This window comes from Nitrospirota bacterium (genome assembly GCA_016180645.1).
GTDB lineage: Bacteria > JACPQY01 > JACPQY01 > JACPQY01 > JACPQY01 > JACPAV01.
The window spans coordinates 1-19426 of sequence record JACPAV010000038.1; the positions used below are offsets into that span (position 1 = coordinate 1).

14 protein-coding genes and 1 pseudogene are annotated in these 19426 nt (G+C 59.9%); 7 read left to right on the forward strand and 8 right to left on the reverse strand.

Annotated elements, in window-relative coordinates; all coding sequences use genetic code 11:
* Positions 1-99 precede the first annotated feature (99 nt).
* Positions 100-3588: pseudogene (cas12b, locus tag HYT87_17760) on the forward strand (type V CRISPR-associated protein Cas12b).
* A 465-nt stretch (positions 3589-4053) separates the two neighbouring features.
* On the opposite strand, the gene HYT87_17765 reads toward cas12b, so the two are convergent.
* Complete coding sequence (locus HYT87_17765; GenBank protein ID MBI2061591.1) at positions 4054-4272, reverse strand: hypothetical protein; 219 nt, start codon at positions 4270-4272, stop codon at positions 4054-4056.
* Between the two features lie 233 nt (positions 4273-4505).
* On the opposite strand from HYT87_17765, the gene cas1 reads away from it, so the two are divergent.
* The 4 genes from cas1 (at position 4506) to HYT87_17785 (ending at position 7663) form a co-directional block, all read left to right on the forward strand.
* Positions 4506-6203 carry a CRISPR-associated endonuclease Cas1 gene (gene cas1 / locus HYT87_17770; protein MBI2061592.1) on the forward strand — a complete coding sequence of 566 codons (1698 nt, stop codon included), beginning with the start codon at positions 4506-4508 and terminating at the stop codon, positions 6201-6203.
* Positions 6204-6206: 3 nt separating this feature from the next.
* Positions 6207-6497 (forward strand): CRISPR-associated endonuclease Cas2, encoded by a 291-nt coding sequence (gene cas2, locus HYT87_17775; GenBank protein ID MBI2061593.1) that lies wholly within the window; start codon positions 6207-6209, stop codon positions 6495-6497.
* A gap of 544 nt (positions 6498-7041) precedes the next feature.
* Complete coding sequence (locus HYT87_17780; protein ID MBI2061594.1) at positions 7042-7266, forward strand: CopG family transcriptional regulator; 225 nt, start codon at positions 7042-7044, stop codon at positions 7264-7266.
* A complete protein-coding gene (locus HYT87_17785; protein MBI2061595.1) occupies positions 7256-7663 on the forward strand; it encodes a type II toxin-antitoxin system VapC family toxin in 408 nt (135 codons plus the stop codon). The genes HYT87_17780 and HYT87_17785 overlap by 11 nt, the downstream gene beginning before the upstream one ends.
* Before the next feature lie 108 nt (positions 7664-7771).
* Here the strand turns inward: HYT87_17785 and HYT87_17790 are convergent, their stop codons facing one another.
* The 7 genes from HYT87_17790 to HYT87_17820 are packed head-to-tail and all read right to left on the reverse strand — an operon-like array spanning position 7772 to position 16634.
* Entirely contained in the window at positions 7772-8308 is a 537-nt protein-coding gene (locus tag HYT87_17790) for an adenine phosphoribosyltransferase (protein ID MBI2061596.1), read from the reverse strand.
* Positions 8305-10242, reverse strand: a complete 1938-nt coding sequence (locus HYT87_17795; GenBank protein ID MBI2061597.1) for a diguanylate cyclase — start codon at positions 10240-10242, stop codon at positions 8305-8307. The genes HYT87_17790 and HYT87_17795 overlap by 4 nt, the downstream gene beginning before the upstream one ends.
* Entirely contained in the window at positions 10239-11207 is a 969-nt protein-coding gene (locus HYT87_17800) for an acetyl-CoA carboxylase carboxyltransferase subunit alpha (GenBank protein MBI2061598.1), read from the reverse strand. The genes HYT87_17795 and HYT87_17800 overlap by 4 nt, the downstream gene beginning before the upstream one ends.
* Entirely contained in the window at positions 11182-12183 is a 1002-nt protein-coding gene (gene miaA / locus HYT87_17805) for a tRNA (adenosine(37)-N6)-dimethylallyltransferase MiaA (GenBank protein ID MBI2061599.1), read from the reverse strand. The genes HYT87_17800 and miaA overlap by 26 nt, the downstream gene beginning before the upstream one ends.
* A gap of 8 nt (positions 12184-12191) precedes the next feature.
* The gene (gene mutL, locus HYT87_17810) at positions 12192-13964 is read right to left on the reverse strand and encodes a DNA mismatch repair endonuclease MutL (protein ID MBI2061600.1); all 1773 of its coding nucleotides are present in this window, start codon (positions 13962-13964) and stop codon (positions 12192-12194) included.
* Positions 13961-15262 (reverse strand): histidine--tRNA ligase, encoded by a 1302-nt coding sequence (locus HYT87_17815; GenBank protein ID MBI2061601.1) that lies wholly within the window; start codon positions 15260-15262, stop codon positions 13961-13963. Before HYT87_17815 ends, mutL begins: the two co-directional genes overlap by 4 nt.
* Before the next feature lie 10 nt (positions 15263-15272).
* Entirely contained in the window at positions 15273-16634 is a 1362-nt protein-coding gene (locus tag HYT87_17820) for a diguanylate cyclase (GenBank protein MBI2061602.1), read from the reverse strand.
* A 123-nt stretch (positions 16635-16757) separates the two neighbouring features.
* Between HYT87_17820 and HYT87_17825 the strand changes: the two genes are divergently transcribed.
* Together HYT87_17825 and HYT87_17830 are read left to right on the forward strand one after the other, a co-directional pair.
* Positions 16758-17126 (forward strand): response regulator, encoded by a 369-nt coding sequence (locus HYT87_17825; GenBank protein ID MBI2061603.1) that lies wholly within the window; start codon positions 16758-16760, stop codon positions 17124-17126.
* 76 nt (positions 17127-17202) lie between these two features.
* Entirely contained in the window at positions 17203-19416 is a 2214-nt protein-coding gene (locus HYT87_17830) for a chemotaxis protein CheA (GenBank protein MBI2061604.1), read from the forward strand.
* Positions 19417-19426: the final 10 nt, after the last annotated feature.

A 19426-nucleotide genomic window follows, 5' to 3' on the forward strand; every position in this document is an offset into this window, starting at 1 on the left:
CCCCAGGAAGGCGGGGGACCAAGAAATCAAGAACTTGACAAAGAATTCCTATAGCTTAACTTTGGCTGAAATCTGTCCAAACGATGGGGGTAAGCTCCGGCCTTTGAAGATGTCTTCAAATACAAACAGCGTACGCACAAGCGAGCGGACCAAGTCGCAAAACTTCATACCATCCAAAGTACCTTTGAGGGAGACAAAGACGTCAAGTTCGACCAAGAGAACAGCCCGACGGGCAAGGCGATGACAATCCACGGCATGAAGAACGACCCGCGATGGAAAGGTGATACGCAGACCGGCAGGAAGGGAATCACCGATCTCTTGGAAGAGTTGCGCACAGCCAAGGAACTTGATGACTACGGCCTGCGCAGCGGAACGATTGGCGGCTGGGCCGATTTGAGGAAGGTGTTCCTCAGACTGGAAAAGAAAGCAAAGGATGGAAATCGAGCCCTCACGCGAGATGAATTGGAGAACGCCGTCGAAGATGAGAAGCGAGACAATCGCCAAGGTTTCGGGAGCGACGATTTCTTCAAGAAACTCTGCGAACCTCAATATCATCACCTTTGGTCGGCATCAGCGGAGCGCAACGGCATCCGCGACTTCATTCCCCATTTCGTTGACTACCATGAGTGGATGGAGGATCTGGGCGATCTGGAAATTCGAGATGAGAACGGCAACGTGACCGTCAAGCCGATCAGCTACACGTTTCCGGGCACGCAGAATCGGCATAAGAAAACGAGCTACCGGCACTTCAATTTCAAAGAGAAGCTCAACCGACAAATGAAGCTGTCTCTTTTCCGAAAGCACACAGGGAACGGGAGCGTCCGCTATGAGTTGCTCAATGATGTTCCGGTCACGCTTTCCGCGCGGCGGCTGAAAAGGGACAAAGTCATGACAGCCGATGGCACAAGCATGAATGCAGTGTGGTGTCCGCCGCTCGTGCTGGAGGACGAAAAGCCACGCGCTGGAAAGAAGAAAAGCGGCAGATGGCAACCCGGTGATTTGCCAGTAAGCTTTTTGCTGATGGTCGAAGACGAGCGCAACGGCGAACCGCAACCAATCCACCTGAAAGTCGCCGTTCCCATCGAATGGGGTGAGCAGAAGAAGCTTCAAAAGGGAACGATCCGCTGGGAAGCTGGTTCATTGCGCGGTTATGCCAAGAAAGACGAACCTGATGCCGATAAACGGCGTCATTTCAAATGGCCGGTGGACCTGCAAGAGCAGCCCAGCACCAAAGTATCCACATCCGCCAACGACGAGGAAGGGATCACTGCAACGAGGCTGTGGTGCGGCGATGGAAAAAAGCCGCTCAACGGCTTCCGTGTGAGAACGGAAGAGGGGAGGACTGCCTCAGAGCTTCACATTCTATCCGTGGATTTGGGCATGCGCTTTTCGTCCGCGTTTGCGCGCCTGCGCGTTCACTGCGACCCCAACGGCGAAGGACGGGTCATTTCGCCCGATGGTTTTGCCACCCCGATTCGTGCCCACGTCTATCGCAAGGGCACGCTGCGGTTACAGGGCGAGAACGCCAAGGTCTGGGATCACAAGCGAGATAGCCAGGGCCATTGCGTGAAGGACATAGAGGGCAACCATGTGTATGAGTTCCAGACGGAAACCTACGGCAATGACGGGCGCGGACGGTTTCCTAAGCTGGAGGAGATTGGGGCGTTCAGAATGCTGGCCTACCGGATCGTGCCGGAGAATGCTTTCCCGATTATTGGCGCAGAGAAGATGACGTACCCGGAAATGGGCGACCATCTCATCATGCGGTTGCGCCGGCGCATCAGCCGGATTCGCTCGTTGTTCAGTCTGCGCTGGCACGTGAGCGGCACGATGGAACGCGACAACTCAACCGGTGTGTACGACAAGCCGCGCATAGAAGCCGACAAGAAGGAGCATTACCGGGTGGCCGCGGAGACGCTGGGCAAACTCGCGTTCCCGAAGAAACCATGGCCCGAAGGTGAGGAAGAACATCCCGAAAATGCGAAACTGCGTACTGCTTTGAATAGCGACAAGCAGGCTTGGGATGCCATCAAAGACGACCTTGAGCCTTGCAAGGAACAAGCCGACGAAAAGCTGCGGTGTCAGCGGCTGGACGCGGCCATCAGGGGCTGGAATTGGAACGCTCTGGCCGATGAACTCAACCAGCAATTGAATGAGTACTTCAACGGCAAGGATGCAACATCTGCGTTGCTCGTTGGCGTCGTTGAGCACTGCTTGCCACTGCGAAAGCGCCATTGGCGCTGGGACGGAAGCAAGCACCGACTCTCAATGGAGCACGGAGAGACTGATCCGCAGCACCTTCCGCTCGTCCAAGGAATGCGCGGGCTGTCCATGCGGCGATTGGAGCAGGTGTTGAACTTGCGGCAGCGTTGTCAGAGCTTCGCCAAGATGGAGAAACGGTTCGCCGATGGCGACAAGGGGATCAATCCTCCACCGCCCATGAAGCGGGGCGAAGGCGATGACCCTTGCGAGGACTTGCTGGACAAGAGCAATGAACTCCGTGACCAGCGCGTAAACCAAACTGCGCACATGATCCTAGCGGAAGCTCTGGGCCTCGAACTGAAAAGTCCCGCTGAAGTAGCCGACAAGAAAGGCCGGAAGAACACAGTGGATTTGCACGGCGAATATAAGCGGATCACTTACCCGAAAACAGCAAGGCAGATGCCACGCTGTTCCATCATTGTGCTGGAGGATTTGACCCGGTATCGCACGAGCCAAGACCGGACGCGCAGCGAGAACTCGCGCCTTATGCAGTGGGCACACCGTGCCGTTGTGAAAAAGCTGGCTGACATCGCGAAGCCGTTTGGCATCACGATCATGCTGGTTGATCCAGCCTTCTCGTCACGGTTTTGCTCGCGGACAGGCTTGCCGGGCATTCGTGTGAACTCCGCGTCGCGTGGTTTTCACGAGAAGATGCCAAACGCGGCGTGGCTCATGCAGAAGAACATGGACGGCGAGCCGTCCGATCTCGCTAGGAAAGTCACGGCCCTGAAAACATTGTTTGAGCAGCACCCGAACTACAACGGGCAACTTCTCATCGCGGCGGACGGCGGAAAGGAGTTCCTGCCTGTGCCCGGCACTGCGGCGGAACGGAACACTGACAGCGGATTGATGAACGCAGATGAAAACGCTGCCATCAATATCGGCCTGCGTGCCTTGGCGCATCCCAACCGATGGGATATTTTCCCGCGCCTTCGCACGGTGGAAATCTCGGAAGAATCAGTACGCATCCGTAACCGACGCGGCTCGTTTGCCAAGTTGGCCGACGATGACCCAGAAAAATTGCTTGGGAAGGCCGACACATCATCGGCAACTGCTGGGAATGGTTCACGCGGAAATAAGGAAGGCGACGAGGAGCAGAACACGGAATCCTCGCAATATCCTGACTTCTTCCTCAACGCCTGCAATTTTCCCGGGATGCCGAAGAACGAGAGCTACACACCGCATCCCAACGCCGGGCTGTCGTTCAAGGCGTATCGTCGCGGACTGTTCTTGAAACGAGTCCAACAGCTTTGTGATGAACGCATCGAAGCCATCAACTCCAAGCGCCTTGAAGATTGGCGCAACAAGAAAGACATCCCGTGGTAGGTCGGTGGGGCATTCCGGGCTCGGGCCGCCGGCCATCGCGCCCTTAGTACCATGTTGCGTAATGATTGGAACAGGTTGGGGGTAGGGTGGCCCTCGGCAACATGGTACATACGCCCCGCCTTTGTTCGGATTGGCGACTGGAGAGCGGGGCTAGCGCACCGCGACCAAGCTCGGATCTGTTCCATGAATTCGTCAACGCGGTACTAGAGTGAATTTATGAGCTGCTGGTACTCGTCATGATTGCCGATCCAAAACCAGGTGTATCCACCGGGCACGGGGGCTGCTAACGCGCGGTGGGTGATGCCGACGCGTGCCCCGACCAAACATGGAGACCGACCTTCTTGAAATGAAGGCTCGGGTGATGCTGGTTGCTCTTCAACAGACGGTAGTTCTTGATCGCGAGACGTTGAACCCGCCGCGGCAATTTTCGATAGGCTTCCCAAAATTCCGGGCCGGCATGGCTGATCAAGGAAGCGGGCGAGTACGCCCCGCGCGGAAATCCTCAATGGCTTTCTTGGCCAATCTCTCCAGCGGGCCTCCGGACCTCGCGTCCTTCTCGATTTGGCTGTCCCAAAGCCGGGCCTCGTACTCCTCGAGCCACCTGGCCATGTGCCGCACCTTGTCGGGCGACAGCCGGGCGATTTCCTTTTGGATACGCGCGATATCGCTTCCACCCTTGCTCATGGCTCCATTTTACGAACCGCGACTGCCCTTATCAAGCACGGGCTTGACATCGTGAATCCCTTCATGGATACCCCGCCGTCTCTACCCCTCTCGCCCCGCCCCGCTTGGTCGTGGGCCTTGCATGGCTTCGCGCAAGGCCCACGACCAGGCAGTCGCGGGACGGCCAAGCCATCCTGGCGCCGCCCCGGCTTCCGGATTCCCGCCGGGAGCGGACAGAGCCATCCGCCCTTGTCATGAGCGACGCCCCCGTTCAAACCCAAGCCGGACTTGAAGCGCAACCGCCGATGCCGGTGCGGCGGCTCCACAACTTCCTCTACTGCCCGCGCCTCTTCTACTACCAGTGGGTCGAAAATATCTTTCAGGAAAACGCGGATACGGTGGAAGGATCGCACGCGCATCGGAACGTGGACCGGCCCTCCCGCATCGAAGACCCGACGAAGCTCGATCTGCCGGAAGGGACGCAGATTCGTTCTCTTCGGCTTGCGAGTGAGAAGCTGGGACTCGTCGGTGTGGTCGATCTCATCGAAGGCGGTCCCGAAGGGGCCGTGTTGATCGATTACAAGAAAGGCTCGGCCCGTCGGGACGAAGCCGGAGAGCGCGTGGCGAAAGAGCCGGATGCGATGCAGCTCGTGGCTCAGTCTATGCTCTTGCGCGAACACGCCATCAGCGTCAAGGAGGCGTTCGTCTACTATGCCGCCGACAAGCGGAGGGTGCCTGTAGACGTATCAGAGGAACGGACCCGTGAATGCCTCGAAAAACTCGATCAGGCCAAAGCCCTCGCCGCCGAAGGCCGCTGCCCACCGCCGCTCCAGGATGATCCACGGTGCCTCTATTGCTCGGCCTATCCGATCTGTCTCCCCAATGAATCCGAGTTCTGGCGCGAACCGAAAGGTGAACCGATTACCGTCAAGCGGCCTCCGAGGCCGGAGGACGACGACGGCGAAATCCTCATCGTCCAGAGGCCCGGCGCCCAAATTGGCTTCAGGGGAGGGCAGATCGTGGTGGTCCTCAAAGGCGATACGATACGAGCGTTGCCATCCATGCAGGTGCGCGCAGTCTACGTCTACGGCGCGGTGCAAATTACAACGCAAGCGACTCATGCTTTCTTGGAACAAGGGGTCTCGGTGTCCTATTTTTCACCGTCCGGGCGTTTCCTCGGCATGCTGAACGGACTCCCCGCCTCCGGCGTGGACACGCGACGCGGTCAGTACCGTCTGTTCGATCAACCCACCACCTGCCTCGCGGTCGCGAAGGAGATGATTCGAGCCAAAATCCACAATCAACGCGTGATGCTCATGCGCAACGGCGAGCCTCCGGAGAAAGCGGTCTCGGAAATGATGCAGCTTCGGGATCAAACCTCGGAAGCGCATACCATGACCGAACTGCTTGGCCTGGAAGGGATGGCGGCGGCGCTCTACTTCGGGAACTTCGCTGGGATGCTGAAATCTTCCGACGGCGCCGGAGTCGATTTCTCATCGCGGAACCGTCGCCCTCCACGCGACCCCGTGAACGCGCTTCTTTCGATGGGATACAGCGTCCTTTGCAAGGAGCTGGCGGGAATTTGCCACAGCGTGGGGCTCGATCCCTTCCTGGGGGTGATGCACCAGCCTCGTTACGGTCGGCCCGCCCTCGCGCTCGATCTCATGGAAGAGTTCCGGCCCCTGATCGTGGATAGCGTGGCGGTCAGCCTGATCAATCGCGGGGAAATCGCGAAGGATGACTTCATTTCCGGTTCATCCGGGGTGTTCATGAACGAAGACGGGCGCAAGGCTTTCTGGGAGGCGTATGGTCGGCGGATGGACACGGAAGTTTCCCATCCGCAGTTTGGCTACAGCATGCCGTACCGGCGTATGTTGGAGGTTCAGGCGAGACAGGTATGGCGGTTTGTTCGCGGAGAGGCATCCGGATATGTCGGATTCACGACCCGGTGACCGATGAAACGAACACGATTTCTGGTTTGCTATGACATTTCCAACCCCAAACGTTTGCGCCGTGTGGCCAAAGTTCTTGAAGGCTACGGTCGTCGGCTTCAGTTCTCGGTGTTCGAATGTCCGCTGGGCAGTCTGCGTTTTTCCAAGTTGAAGTCCGATCTACAAGGCGTGCTGAATCACGACCAGGACCAAGTGATGTTCGTATCGCTGGGTGGGGCCGAGGCAGATGCCGGTCTTGTGATCGAAACGATGGGCCAGCCTTATGTGGCTCACACCCGGATAACCGTGGTCTGATTGACTCATCATGAAGGTGTTGATATCTTTCATATTGGCTAAGGCCAACGACCACAACCCTTCCGCCATTGGGGTTGCAGGCTCTTTGAAATCGCGAGTGCGGAATTGATCGGCAATCAGCCTTGAGACGCTCGAAACACATATCTGGTTGAGAACGCATGATTATTCGAGTTCTGCTGTGGTGACTCGAAGCGGGAAGATCGGGCGATTCGAGAATGCTCGCAACCCGGTGCCGATCCTGCTGTCTTGCGGGCCGTTTCGAGACGCGCAGCCGACTCACCAGCGATTTCGAACAGCTTGAGGCGGAGGACGAAGGGAAAAACGCATACCCACCCCAGGGGCCGACTCACCAGCGATTTCGAACAGCTTGAGGCGGCTTTCGCTTTCGCAATCGCGGCGCGGGCGGCGGGCCGACTCACCAGCGATTTCGGGAAATCTGGGGACAGGATACTCATTTCCGACTCGTTCACCTGAAGAATTGGTACACTGTCCCCAGATTTCCCACGGGTTGACGGTTGATAACACATTGTAATAGAATGTTATCATGATTCGAACACAGGTCAGTTTGGGGAGGGGCGACTACGAGGCGGCCAAGACAGAGGCCAGGCGGCTGGGTATCCCCTTCGCGGAGCTGGTCCGGCGGGCCCTGCGAGGCATCTTGCCGGTCCGGTCGAAAAAGCCGTGGATGAAATATGCCGGCATGGTGAGATCCGGAGACGCCGCCTCAAGCCGGACAATCGACGAAGTGGTCTACGGCCATGAGCGATGAATGCTATGTGGACACCTCCGCATTCATCGCCTTCCTCGACGGTTCGGACTCCTTCCACTCGTTGTTCCAGAGGCTGTTTGCCGATCCGCCCCGTCTCATAACGTCTCCCCTCGTGATCGCCGAGGGCCACGGCTGGTTCCTCCGGCGGTACGATGCCCCGCGCGCCTTGCAATTTCTCCGCTTCATCGAAGCGCTGGCGACTCTCCAGATCATGGCCGTCGGCCCGGAGGAGATTCGCGCCGGCGAAAAGTTCCTTCGGAAATTCATGGATCAGAGAATTACACTGACCGACGCCGTGGGACTGCTGATCATGGAAAAACGCCGCCACAAGATCTGCTGGAGTTCGGACGCGCACCTCGGTCTCACCGGCGCCCGCCTGGTCATCCACTCATCGTAAATCCATGCGAGGAAATCCGGGGACCGCCTACTCATTTCCAAATCGTTCACCTGAAGAATGGGTACACTGTCCCTGGATTTTCCTGTCCCTGGATTTCCCCGGGGGACATCAATACCGGACGATCGAGAAGGCTTTGTGGGGTTTGAGCTTGTCCCTGCCGTGGAGGAAGGTGAGTTCGATTAGGAATGCACACTCCACGACTTTTCCGCCGCTGCGCGTCACGAGTTCGATCGCGGCGCGGGCGGTCCCGCCGGTGGCCAGCACGTCATCCACAATGAGCACGCGATCTCCCGCCGAGATGGCGTCCTGGTGGATCTCGACGGTGTCTGTTCCGTACTCCAGTTGATACTCCACCGAGTGCGTCTTGTAGGGTAGTTTGCCGCGCTTGCGCATCGGGATGATGCCGGCGCGCAGCCGGAGCGCGAGAGGTGAGGCAAAGAGGAAACCCCGCGCATCCACGGCGAGCACCAGGTCGATGCGTTTGCTCTTGTAGTGATTCGCCAGTGTGTCGATGACGCCCCTGAAGGCCCGGGTCGATTTCAGAAGGGGAGTGATGTCCTTGAAGATGATCCCGGCCTTCGGGAAATCCGGGATGTCACGGATGTAGAGCTTGGGATCTAGGGGTCGCGGTCGTTTCCGACTCATGAGGCAGCCACCTGTACCTTTCCTGAGACTTTACGGACGGAGGTGATTTCGAGAACGTGGAGTTTGTCTGAAATCCGTTTGGAGAATTCGTGGAAACGGATGCCGACTTCATAGTAGCCGGGGGCATGGTCTCCGGCTTCCTGGCACCAGACGAGTTTACCCCTGAGGGAGATCATCTTGGCGTCATGAGGCAGGAGGAGATCGCAGGAGACCTCTCGGCCCACCCGCACGCTTGAAGGAATGTACAGGTTCAAACCCGCGGGACTGATGTTCTTGAGGAGGGCTTGCCCCGGGGAAGATTGCCGGGTGGCCTGCCACACCATGCGCCCTTCGGTGGTCAGGCGCGTGTAGAGCCTTCGTTCCTGGAAGCGGACCACGCGGTTTTTCCCCGTTTGCTTGGCCTCATACATCGCGAGGTCGGCGAGGCGGATGAGCTCGTCCTTCGTGTCGGCCTTGATCTCGGGGTAGGACACGACGCCGAGGCTGATGGTTTGATGAATGGGATGCTGCTCGGTCTTGAAAATGTTCTTGTCCACCGTGCGCCGGATTCGTTCGGCGGTGATGAGCGCACCCTTGAGCGGGGTCTCCGGAAGGATGATCGCGAACTCCTCGCCGCCGTAGCGTGCGATCTGGTCCACGTCGCGAAGATTCGATTTCATGATCTTTGCCGTTTCGCGCAGAACGTGGTCGCCGGTGAGATGACCGTAGCGGTCGTTCACCTGCTTGAAGTTGTCCAGGTCGATCATGAGGAAGGACACGGGCCGCCCGTAACGCCGGGCCTTTTTGTACTCGGTGTCGAGCAGAGTATGGAGGTGTCGGTGATTGTAGGTTTCCGTGAGTCCGTCCAGGTAGGACAGGCGTTCCAGTTGCGAGTGGGAGGTCGCATTGGAAATGGCGCTGGCCAGATGGTCCGCTACCTGACGAATGGAGCTGGTGTCCTTGTCGGTCAGATAACCTTGCGGATGGTCGTTGACGTTGAGTACGCCGATGCTGCCGATGCCGACCTGAAGGGGCACACACAGGGCGAAGGGCGACATGTATTTCTTGCGCAGCCGGCCGTGGTAGTAGGAGCTCTTGGCGAAATCGGCTTCGTAGATCGCCTGACGCTTTTGCATGGCATCGAACATCAGGTTTCCATCGGTGAAGCGAATCCGCAGGTCATCCCGAAGTTGTGGATGGTTGTGTGCGAACAGGCGGAGGATGCGGGTGTCGTGGTCGTACAGAAAGAGGGTGAAGAGGCGAATGCCGAGCACTTCGGCAAGTTGGTCCCGCACCGCCCTCCGAATTTCGTCGAGATTGAAGGAGTTGGTGTTCTGGCTGAAACGGGAGAGGAGGTCGGTGCGCATGAGATCGTCGGCCAGGGACAGCCGGTACCGTTCCGCCTGCTCTTTTTCCCGGCCGAGCTGGCCGTTCTTCTCGCGCAATTCGTCGTTGAGGATCTCCAGCTCCAAGTTGCGTTTTTCGAGGTCTCTCTTCAGTTCATTGATCCGGTCGTACGCGGTCTTGAGGGAGAGGAGGTTGCGGATGCGGAGTTCGAGGATGTTGAGGTCGAACGGTTTCTGGATATAGTCGTCCGCGCCGACTTGGAGGCTCTTCATTTTTCCCTCGGTGCCTTCGAGGCCGCTCACGAGGATGACGGGGGTGTAGTGCTCCTCTTTTCCGCGCACCCAGTCGCAGAGCTTGTAGCCGGAGAAATCGCCGAGGATGGCGTCCAGCACCAGAATATCGACGGACTCCTTCTTCAGCATGGAGAGAGCCGTCTTGCCGGAGTCTGCTGTGATGACGTGATACTCCCTGGAGGAGAGATAGTCGACGACAAGTTTTGAGAACGCGGGATCGTCGTCGACCACGAGGATGGCGGGCCGCTTTTCCGGCGTAACGGCGGCCTCGCGGTCGCAATCCGAAACCGGGCCGTCCTGTTCGGGGTCTATCATGACCTCCCCATCCCAGGGACATGCCCCATTTGGCGGAACTTTTCAAGACGCTGCTGGACCAGGAGGTCGGGATCGAGGCCGGCGAGTGCGTCGAGATGCGTGACGATCGCGGCCTTGAGCTCCCGCGCCATCCGGGTTGGATCGCGATGCGCGCCTCCGGTGGGCTCCGTCAGGATCTGGTTGGTCACGCCCAGCCGGAGGAGATCCTGCGCGGTCAGTCGGAGTTCTTCCGCCGCGCGTTGCGGGTTCTCGCCGTTCTTCCAGAGAATCGCCACGCAGGCTTCGGGCGAGATCACCGAATAGACCGAATGCTCGAGCATGATCAGGCGGTCGGCCACCGCGATGGCCAAGGCGCCACCGCTTCCTCCCTCGCCGATGATCGCGGTCACGATGGGAACTTTGAGAAGAAACATGTCGCGGATATTATGGGCGATCGCTTCGGCTTGTCCCCGTTCTTCGGCTTCGATCCCCGGATAGGCTCCAGGGGTGTCCACCAGCGTGACGATGGGTTTGCGAAAGCGTTCGGCCATTCGAAAGAGCCGCAGGGCCTTTCGATATCCTTCGGGCTGACTCATTCCGAAATTGCGGTGGACGCGCTCCTTCGTGCTTTTTCCCTTGGAATGTCCGAGAACGAGGACCTTGTGGCTCCCCAGCCGGGCGAACCCACCGACGATGGACGGATCCTCACCGAACGAGCGGTCGCCATGAAGCTCCATGAACTCTTCGCACATGTCCCTGAGATAGTCGGGGGACTGGGGCCGGTCCGGATGGCGCGCCACGAGAGTCTTTTGCCAGGGAGTGAGCCGGCCGTAGGTCTCGGCCAGGGCTTTGTGGAGGCGGTCGCGCAGTTTCTGGACTTCCCGCGGGGCGGCGGTCGGGTGGCCGGGAACGCTCAACTCCAACTCTTGGAGTTCGCGTTCCGCTTCTTCGATGTCCTGTTCAAACGGAAGGTAGTGTTGAACCATGCTTTTCCAGGAAAAGTCTTGCCTCCCCGAGGATTACATCATACCTGTCGGGAGATATCCAATTCGCGCCTTTTTCCTTTCGATACCAGGTGGTCTGTCGGCGGGCGAATTCGGAGGTCTCCTTTTGGATGAGGGAAACGGCTTCCTCCAAAGAGAGATCTCCCCGGCAGACTCGAAGAAGCTGCGCGTAGCCGATGGAGTGGAGCGGACGGCATCGCTCGTCATAGCCGCGATTCAGGAGTTCTTGCACTTCCTCCACCCATCCCTCGCTCAGCATGTGCTCCACCCGGCGGTCAATCCGCTTCCTGAGTTCCTCCCGCGGGACTTGGAGAACGAACAGCCGGGGATCGAAGGGGTGTTCGGCGAATCGGTGGTCCTCCCGCCATGCGGAAATGGGACGACCCGTGGAGAGCCAGACTTCAAGGGCGCGAACGAGGCGTTGTGAGTCGTTCGGATGAAGCTTCCCCGCGGTGGCGGGATCGGCAACCCGCAGTTCCGCATAAAGGGAAGCGGAGCCTTCGGCCTTGAGACGTGACTCCAGTCGGGCGCGAATCTCCGGGTCGCGTCCCGCGCCTTCGAACAGGCCGTAGAGCAGCGAGCGGATGTAAAAGCCCGTCCCCCCAACCACGATGGCCGAATGGCCCCTGTCCAGAATGGATCGAATGGCCTCCGCAGCGAGGCGGCGAAACTGCTGGGCATCGAACGGTTCGTCGGGGTTCCGGATATCGAGCAGATGGTACGATCGCTCGCTTCGCAGTCCGGACGAAGGTTTGCCCGTTCCCACATTGACGTGCCGATAGATCTGGACCGAGTCGGCGTTGACCAGCTCTCCATCGAGATCGAGGGCCAGGCGATGGGCGATGGCCGTCTTGCCGGTGGCGGTGGGCCCCGTGACGACAATGATCCGTGGCGCTCGGTTTGCGATCCGGTCTTCTATGGCCGGGTCACCAGGTTGCGAGGGCCGCAACTCTTCCATCCGCGGGGCTATTTTCTTTTGAATGCTTTTTCCAGTGCGTCGAACGTCCATTCGAGGAGAACCGGGCGTCCGTGTGGGCAGGTGTAGGCCGACGGGGAGGAGTAGGTTTGCGCGACGAGCGATTCCAGCTCGGCCGGGTTCAGCTCATCTCCGGCTTTTACGGCGGCGCGGCACGCGATGAGATCCAGGAGGTGCTCGCGGGGATCTCCCGTCTTGTCGCCCGGCGCATCGCTCCACTCGCGAAGGAGATCGCGCAGAAAGGATTCCGCGTGGGGGACGTTCAATCCGGAAGGAATCGACTTGATGGCAAAAGCCGAGCCCATGGGCTCGATGTCCATTCCGGCGCCGTCCAGCATCGGGATGAGTTCGTGGAGGATCACGGCTTCCTGGGGCGCGGCCTTGAAAATCTCCGGCATCAGGAGCGCCTGATGAGTCACGCCTCCGTTCTGAAGCTGTCCCTTCAGCTTCTCGAAAAGGACGCGCTCGTGCGCCGTATGTTGGTCGATCACCAGGAGGCCCTGTGGACCTTCGCAGAGGATGAACGTGTTGCGCACTTGCCCCAGAACCACGGGGAGGAGGGCAGACTCCATGCCCTGAGGGGAGGTGGGCGAAACTCGATCGGTGGATCCCATCGACGTGGCGTCCGACGCCACCGGTGCATTCGCGTCGGCTGCGGGACCTGCGAAAGTGGGGGCCTGCGGAACCGAGGCGTGGTGAAGGAGCGGCAAGGAGGGTGCGGGGGGCGCGGGTGTCACCTCCGCTCCTGGGGCGAGAGGGGAAGGGGAGAAGAGCCGCGGTCCCAGCGCTTCGAGGGTGGCGGTGCGGACGACGCGATAGATTTCCGAAGTGTCTCTGAATCGAACTTCGATCTTCTGCGGGTGCACGTTCACATCCACCAGTTTGGGATCGATGTCGAGCATGAGTACGCCGATAGGGAATCGCCCCGGCGGAATCGCCTGGGAAAAGGCGTCGCAAACGGCGTGCACGAGAACCCGGTCGCGGAAGTATCGCCCGTTGACATAAAGATATAGGCCCGCGGAATTCGGCCAGTGAAGGAGCGGACTTCCGGCGAAGCCCCCAACCTTCAAGGGCCCTTCCTCGTGATCCAGCTTGAGGAGCTTGTCTTCCACTCGCTCTCCGAGCACGTCCGCCGCGCGCCTCGCCTGGGAGGCCCGGGGAAAATCGAGCAGGGAGCGGTCTTGATGGTTGACGCGAAACTCCACGTCGGGCCGGGCCAGCGCCAGACGGGAGACGATCTGGGCGCAGGCCCCAAGCTCGGAGCGTTCCGATTTCATGAATTTGCGGCGGGCGGGCGTGTTGAAAAAGAGATCAGCCGCGGTGATCCAGGTTCCTTGCGGCATGGCGGTAGGTTCTTCCGCGACGACTTTCGGCCCTTCCACCGAGAATCGGAAGCCTTCGTTGGCGTCGGCTGGCCGTGTGCGAAGGGTGAGGCGGGATACAGCGGCGATGCTGGGAAGCGCTTCTCCGCGGAAGCCGAGCGTGCGCACCGCGAAGAGATCATCTTCGCTGGAGATCTTACTCGTGGCATGCCTCTCGATGGCCAGCTTGGCGTCGGCGGGAGTCATGCCGATTCCGTCGTCACGGACCTCGATGGTTCGGAGGCCGCCGGCTTCGAGTCGGACGTCGATCGATTTCGCCATGGCGTCGAGCGCATTTTCGACCAATTCCTTCACGACCGATGCGGGCCGCTCCACCACTTCGCCCGCGGCGATCTTCGCGATGAGCTCTTCCGGCAGCCGCCTGATCTTTCCCTCGGTCAAATCCCGAGCCTCTTCATCAAGTGTGGAACGAGGTCGTCCTTGAGTACTTCCTCCTGTTTGGACGCTTTCATGTCCCGGACGATGACCCTCCCGTTCTTCATCTCCTCATCGCCGAGGATGACGGTGTACTCGCATCCCAGAGATTGTGCCTCGTCAAGCTGGCGCCTGAACTTGCGGTCCTCCAGGTCGAGTCTGATTCGGACTGGCTTCGGGGATTCGGCGAAGTGCCTTCGGAGGCGTTCAGCCAAATCGGATGCCTGGGTCCGCATCGCATCGCTGGTGGCGCCGATGTACAAACGGGGGGTTTGGGGTGATTCCCTCGGAGAGACGAGCATCGCCAGCCGTTCGACGCCGATCGCGAAGCCGAGTGCGGGGGTGGATGGACCTCCCAGCGCCTCGACCAACCCGTCATACCGGCCTCCCGCGGCCACGGCGTTTTGAGATCCGAGGCCATCCTCGGCCGCGACTTCGAAGACGGTACGCGTGTAGTAGTCGAGGCCGCGGACGAGCCAATTGTTCCAGGTCGGTGTAATCTTCAATTCCTCCAGACCCCCGTTGAGGCCGTCGACTTTCGCTCTGCACGGGTCACACCAAAAGGTCGTCAAATTGGGCGCATCGATAAGGACTTTTCGGCAGCCCTCATTCTTGCAGTCCAGGACGCGCATCGGATTGGAGGCGAGCCTCCTGCGGCAATCCTCGCAAAGGGCGTCCCGCTGGGCCTGAAGAAAGCCCAACAGTTCCCGCGTAAAGTTGGGCCGGCAGACGGGGCAGCCAAGCGAATTGACCACGAGCCTTAGGCGTGCGCCATCGGCAACCGACCTAAGGAACGCCCACAACATTGCGATGACTTCCACGTCCGCACGGACATTTCCCACACCGAACATTTCGGCGCCGATCTGATGGAACTGGCGATAGCGTCCCTTCTGCGGCCGTTCATTCCGGAACATCGGCCCCGTGTAGTAGAGTCGTTGGATCGGATTCGACATGTGGAGGCCGTTCTTGATGTAGGCGCGCACCGCGGACGCCGTCCCTTCAGGTCTCAAACACGATTCCCGGGCGCCGGTGTCCTCATGTCCATCGGTCACGAAGAACATTTCTTTCTCGACAATGTCGGTGGTGCCGCCGACGCTTCGAACAAACAGCTCGGCCGGTTCTACAATGGGTAAGATGATGGGACGGTAGTCATACGCCTTAAAGGTTTTCCGGGCCGAATCTACCAGTCTGTCCATTCGCTCGGCTTCCTCTCCAAGGATGTCGCGGAACCCTCGCTCGGTCTCCACATCGGGTTTCATGCTCATGGGGCTGACTTTATTCCGCGGTGAGTTCGGACGCAAGATACACCATGTTCCGGCCGCGGGACTTGGCTTTGAACATGGCTTTGTCGGCGTAATCGAGAAGCGTCTGTTTCGTCGTCCCGTCCGAAGGAAAACACGCCACGCCGATGGAGACGGAAGTCCGCAGGGATAGCCGTTCACGCGCAAGGAACTCATGGGACGCGACGCGCTCCCGGAGGCGTTCGGCCACGCGGATGGAGTTATCCCGGCCCGTCCCCGTGAGCAGGGCGGTGAATTCGTCGCCTCCGTAGTGAACCATCACGTCCGATTCGCGGAGCGCGGCCTTGAGCACCCGGCCCAGCTCAATGAGCACTTTTCGCGCGGCGAGGTGGCCGTGAGCATCGACCACGGACTTGAACCGGTCGATATCGATAAAGAGAAGCCCGAATTCCAGCCCGTTCGCCTGTGAGCGGGGAATCTCACGGTCGATCACCGTATTCAGGTACCGGTCGTTGTGCAAGCCCGTGAGGTCGTCGACGAAACTCAAGGCCTGGACATCCTTGAAACGCTCCGCGTTCTCCGCCGCGAAGGCGATCTGGTCCCGCAGGAAGACGATGCGGAGCAGATCCTCCGACGTGAATTCGCCCGACGCGCGACCCACCCAGAGGGCGTGAAACCGATGGGCGGCGCCATAGAGCAGCACGCTGACGCACTTGAATCGGCGACCCGCGAGCGTGACCGCGCGTTTTTCCGGGGGCGCGAGTGACGGGGGGGGGGAAGCGGCGGCGGCCGCAGCCATCGTTTTCTGCATGTCCGGGTCGAGTCCGCTCGCCCCCGCGATTTCCATGCCTTCGGCATTGCCTGCCGTAACGGCTGTGAAATCGCAGGCCACGATCTGGCTCGCGACTTCCGCGGCCCGGCGATAGAGCTGATCCGGTTCCAACAGCGCGGTCAGGCTCCGCGTCCTCTCCAGGAGGTCCAGATGGCTCCGCAGAACACGGTCCTTCTCGATGGATTCGCGGCGCCGGAGGCATCGCCGCACCGTCAGGATCAATTCATTCGGTCCGAAGGGTTTCAGAAGGACGTCGCCTACCCCGACCCTCAGAGCACGGACGAGCAGTTCGACCGAGACGTTGCGCGCGGTCACGATCACCTGGCCGAGCGGGTCGGTCTGCCGCGCCTCCTGCAGGAATTGAACGCCGGGCATGCCCGGCATGATGAGGTCGGCGATGATGATGATCCCGGAGCGCCCACGCAGCCATTCGAGTGCGGCCTCCGGGTCGGAGAAAAACTCGGTGGCCAGCCCTTCGGTGGACAGAATGTCACGGACCTGTTTCCGATAGCCTGCGTCGTCTTCGATGATGCAGAGCGGAGAGAGGGCGGATGGAGTGGCCACGGCCCGGATTCTATCGATTCGGACCCCGCCCCTCAAGCGAGGAGATCACGGGGGATGCCGAGTGCGTGAAGCAGCCAGTGGTTTCGGCTTGTTAACCCAGGGACGCTGTGATACTTTTCCGGTGTGTACAAGATCCTCGTTGTGGATGACTCTGCCGCTACGCGATCCGCCCTGACTTCCGCCATCGAAAGGCTCGACGCTTCCACCGTGGTGGCCTCGCCGAACGCCTACGAGGCACTCAAGCTTCTTCCGCGGGAGCGGTTCGATCTCATCATCACGGACATCAACATGCCGGACATTAACGGGCTCGAACTGATTCACTACATCCGGGCCAACCCTCTCTACAAGTCCACTCCCGTTTTCGTCGTTTCCACCGAGGGCGCGGAACGCGACCGCCGGAAGGGTCTGGAACTGGGCGCGAACGAATACGTGGTGAAACCGTTCGATCCGGACGAGCTCCTCGCCCTGGTGAAGAAGTACCTCACCGCCTGAATCGTGCCCGCCCTCCGCGCGCCCAAGGATTTGGAATCTCAAATCTCGAATTTGAAATCCACAGGGTAGGGATCAGGTGCCTCGCGACCCCTCCGACAAAGCCCTCCTCGATTTCATCGCGGAGGCTGAAGAACTGCTCGAATCCCTGGAGCAGGACATCCTTCTCCTTGATGAAACCGCCCAGGAAGGTGAACTTTCCCGGGAGGTTCTAAACCGGATTTTCCGCTCCGCCCATACGCTGAAGGGGGTGTCGGGCATGTATGGGTTCGATCGCATGAGCCGGCTCGGGCATGTCATGGAGGAAATCTTCGACGCACTGCGCATGGACCGTATCGTCTACTCCGGAGATTTGAAAACCCCCTTGCTCGGCGCGCTTCAGGTGTTCAAGGAGGTCATCAAGCGGAGAAGCGATGAGGACAAGGACTTGGAACCCCGGTTCGCGGATTGGCACGACCGGCTCAGCGCGGCGGTCCATTCGCCGCCTCCCGCCGAGGTGGCCCCCGCTCCCGGCGCGTCGCCGCCGAAGTCTGCGGCGGACGATATTCAGATCGATCCGGAAATTCTCAAGGTCCTGACGGAATACGAGGAGCACGTCCTCAAGAAACACATCAAGGCGAACCGTGCGATCTACAAGGTCCATTGCGCCTTCCCGATTGACGCGTTTGACAAGGGGCTCGAAAAAGTTACGGAGCAGCTCAAGTCGGTGGCGGATGTGATCAGCGTTCTCCCCAGCACCAGCACGGGGGACGAAAACAAACTGGAGTTCGACATCCTTGTGGCTACGGACCGGCTCCAGCACACGCTCCTCAGCGCCATCGATCCCCAGTTCAGGCTCGAAGATTTCATCCTGCCGAGGAAGTCGGAGCCGGCGGCGGTGGCAAAACCCCGGGCCGCGGCCCCGGTCCTTCCCCCCGCGCCCGCTCCGGCGCCGGCGCCGCATCCCGCCGCGCTGGAGGAGCGGGGCGAGACGAAGGTCGAATCCGTCAGCCTGAAGAGCGTGGCCGAAACGGTCCGCGTGGACATTCATCGCCTCGACCAGCTCATGAACATTGTGGGGGAGCTGATCCTGTATAAGACGATGCTCAACCAGGCTTCCACGGAAATTTCCGTCCGGTGGGAGGCGCTGGCCAAGGAGATTGCGGAGAGGTTCAATCTCGGCCCCTCCTCCCATGAAGTTCTCGCCCGCTCGATGGCCAAGGCCCTCCCTCCGACCTTTGTGAAGGCGAACAAGGAACTGGACCGGCGGCTGAAAGAGCTTCAGAACCGCATGATGGAAGTGCGCCTGGTTCCGCTCAAGCAGGTGTTCTCACGCCTGATGCGCGAGATCCGGAAGCTCCGCGACCAACTCAACAAACAGATCGATGTGCGCATGGAGGGCGAGGAAACGGAGTTGGACAAACTGCTGGTGGAGGAGTTGGTGGACCCGCTCATGCACCTCGTGCGAAACGCCGTGGACCACGGCATCCCTTCGCGGGGCACGGTTTCGCTGAAAGCCTCCCAGATCGGAAACCATGTCGTGGTGGAGGTGGCGGACGACGGATCGGGCATTGATCCGGCGAAGGTCTTGAAGGTGGCTTTGGAGCGCAAGATGCCTCGGGGCTTGGAACTCAAGGCGGAGTTGGACCGGCTGGCGGCCGCGGAGACCGCGAAGGGGCAGGCGCAGGAGAGTGTCTGGAGAAACCTGCTGCAAGACAAGAAGAGCGAGATCTTTTCCTTCCTCTTCGAGCCGGGATTCAGCACCAAGACGGAGGTTTCGACCCTCTCCGGGCGTGGAGTGGGTCTGGATGTGGTCAAGCGGAACATCTCACGCCATTCGGGCATCATCGAGGTCAAGAGCGAGGTGGGACAGGGGTCCACCTTCACCATCACCCTTCCCATCACGCTGGCGATCATCCAGGTGCTTCTGGTGCAGGTCGAGAATCACCAATTTGCGATTTCCCTTTCGTCCGTCCTGGAGACCCGCGAGCTTCCCACCGCGGACATCCGCACGATCGAGCGCAAAGAGGTGATGCAACTGCGGGAGAGGACGCTGCCGCTGGTTCGTGTGCGCTCCTTCCTGGGATTGAACGGGACCGTTCCTGAAAAACAGTTTGTCGTGGTGGTCGGATACGGCGAGAAGGTCATGGGCCTGATTGTGGATGAGCTTCATGGCCAGCAGGACGTGGTCATCAAGTCCCTGGGCCGGCTCCTCCGCGGGATACGCGGCTTTGCCGGCGCCGCCGACCTCGGGTCGAAAACGATTCTCGTTTTGGACGTGGGCCACATCATCTCGACCAGCTACAGGATGTAGGGTTGGAGCG

What these genes read in the sequence shown, in the direction of transcription:
- HYT87_17765 (MBI2061591.1), bottom strand. Translation starts at nt 4,272, where the DNA reads ATGAGCAAGGGTGGAAGCGATATCGCGCGTATCCAAAAGGAAATCGCC.
- cas1 (MBI2061592.1), top strand. Translation starts at nt 4,506, where the DNA reads ATGAGCGACGCCCCCGTTCAAACCCAAGCCGGACTTGAAGCGCAACCG.
- cas2 (MBI2061593.1), top strand. Translation starts at nt 6,207, where the DNA reads ATGAAACGAACACGATTTCTGGTTTGCTATGACATTTCCAACCCCAAA.
- HYT87_17780 (MBI2061594.1), top strand. Translation starts at nt 7,042, where the DNA reads ATGATTCGAACACAGGTCAGTTTGGGGAGGGGCGACTACGAGGCGGCC.
- HYT87_17785 (MBI2061595.1), top strand. Translation starts at nt 7,256, where the DNA reads ATGAGCGATGAATGCTATGTGGACACCTCCGCATTCATCGCCTTCCTC.
- HYT87_17790 (MBI2061596.1), bottom strand. Translation starts at nt 8,308, where the DNA reads ATGAGTCGGAAACGACCGCGACCCCTAGATCCCAAGCTCTACATCCGT.
- HYT87_17795 (MBI2061597.1), bottom strand. Translation starts at nt 10,242, where the DNA reads ATGATAGACCCCGAACAGGACGGCCCGGTTTCGGATTGCGACCGCGAG.
- HYT87_17800 (MBI2061598.1), bottom strand. Translation starts at nt 11,207, where the DNA reads ATGGTTCAACACTACCTTCCGTTTGAACAGGACATCGAAGAAGCGGAA.
- miaA (MBI2061599.1), bottom strand. Translation starts at nt 12,183, where the DNA reads ATGGAAGAGTTGCGGCCCTCGCAACCTGGTGACCCGGCCATAGAAGAC.
- HYT87_17815 (MBI2061601.1), bottom strand. Translation starts at nt 15,262, where the DNA reads ATGAGCATGAAACCCGATGTGGAGACCGAGCGAGGGTTCCGCGACATC.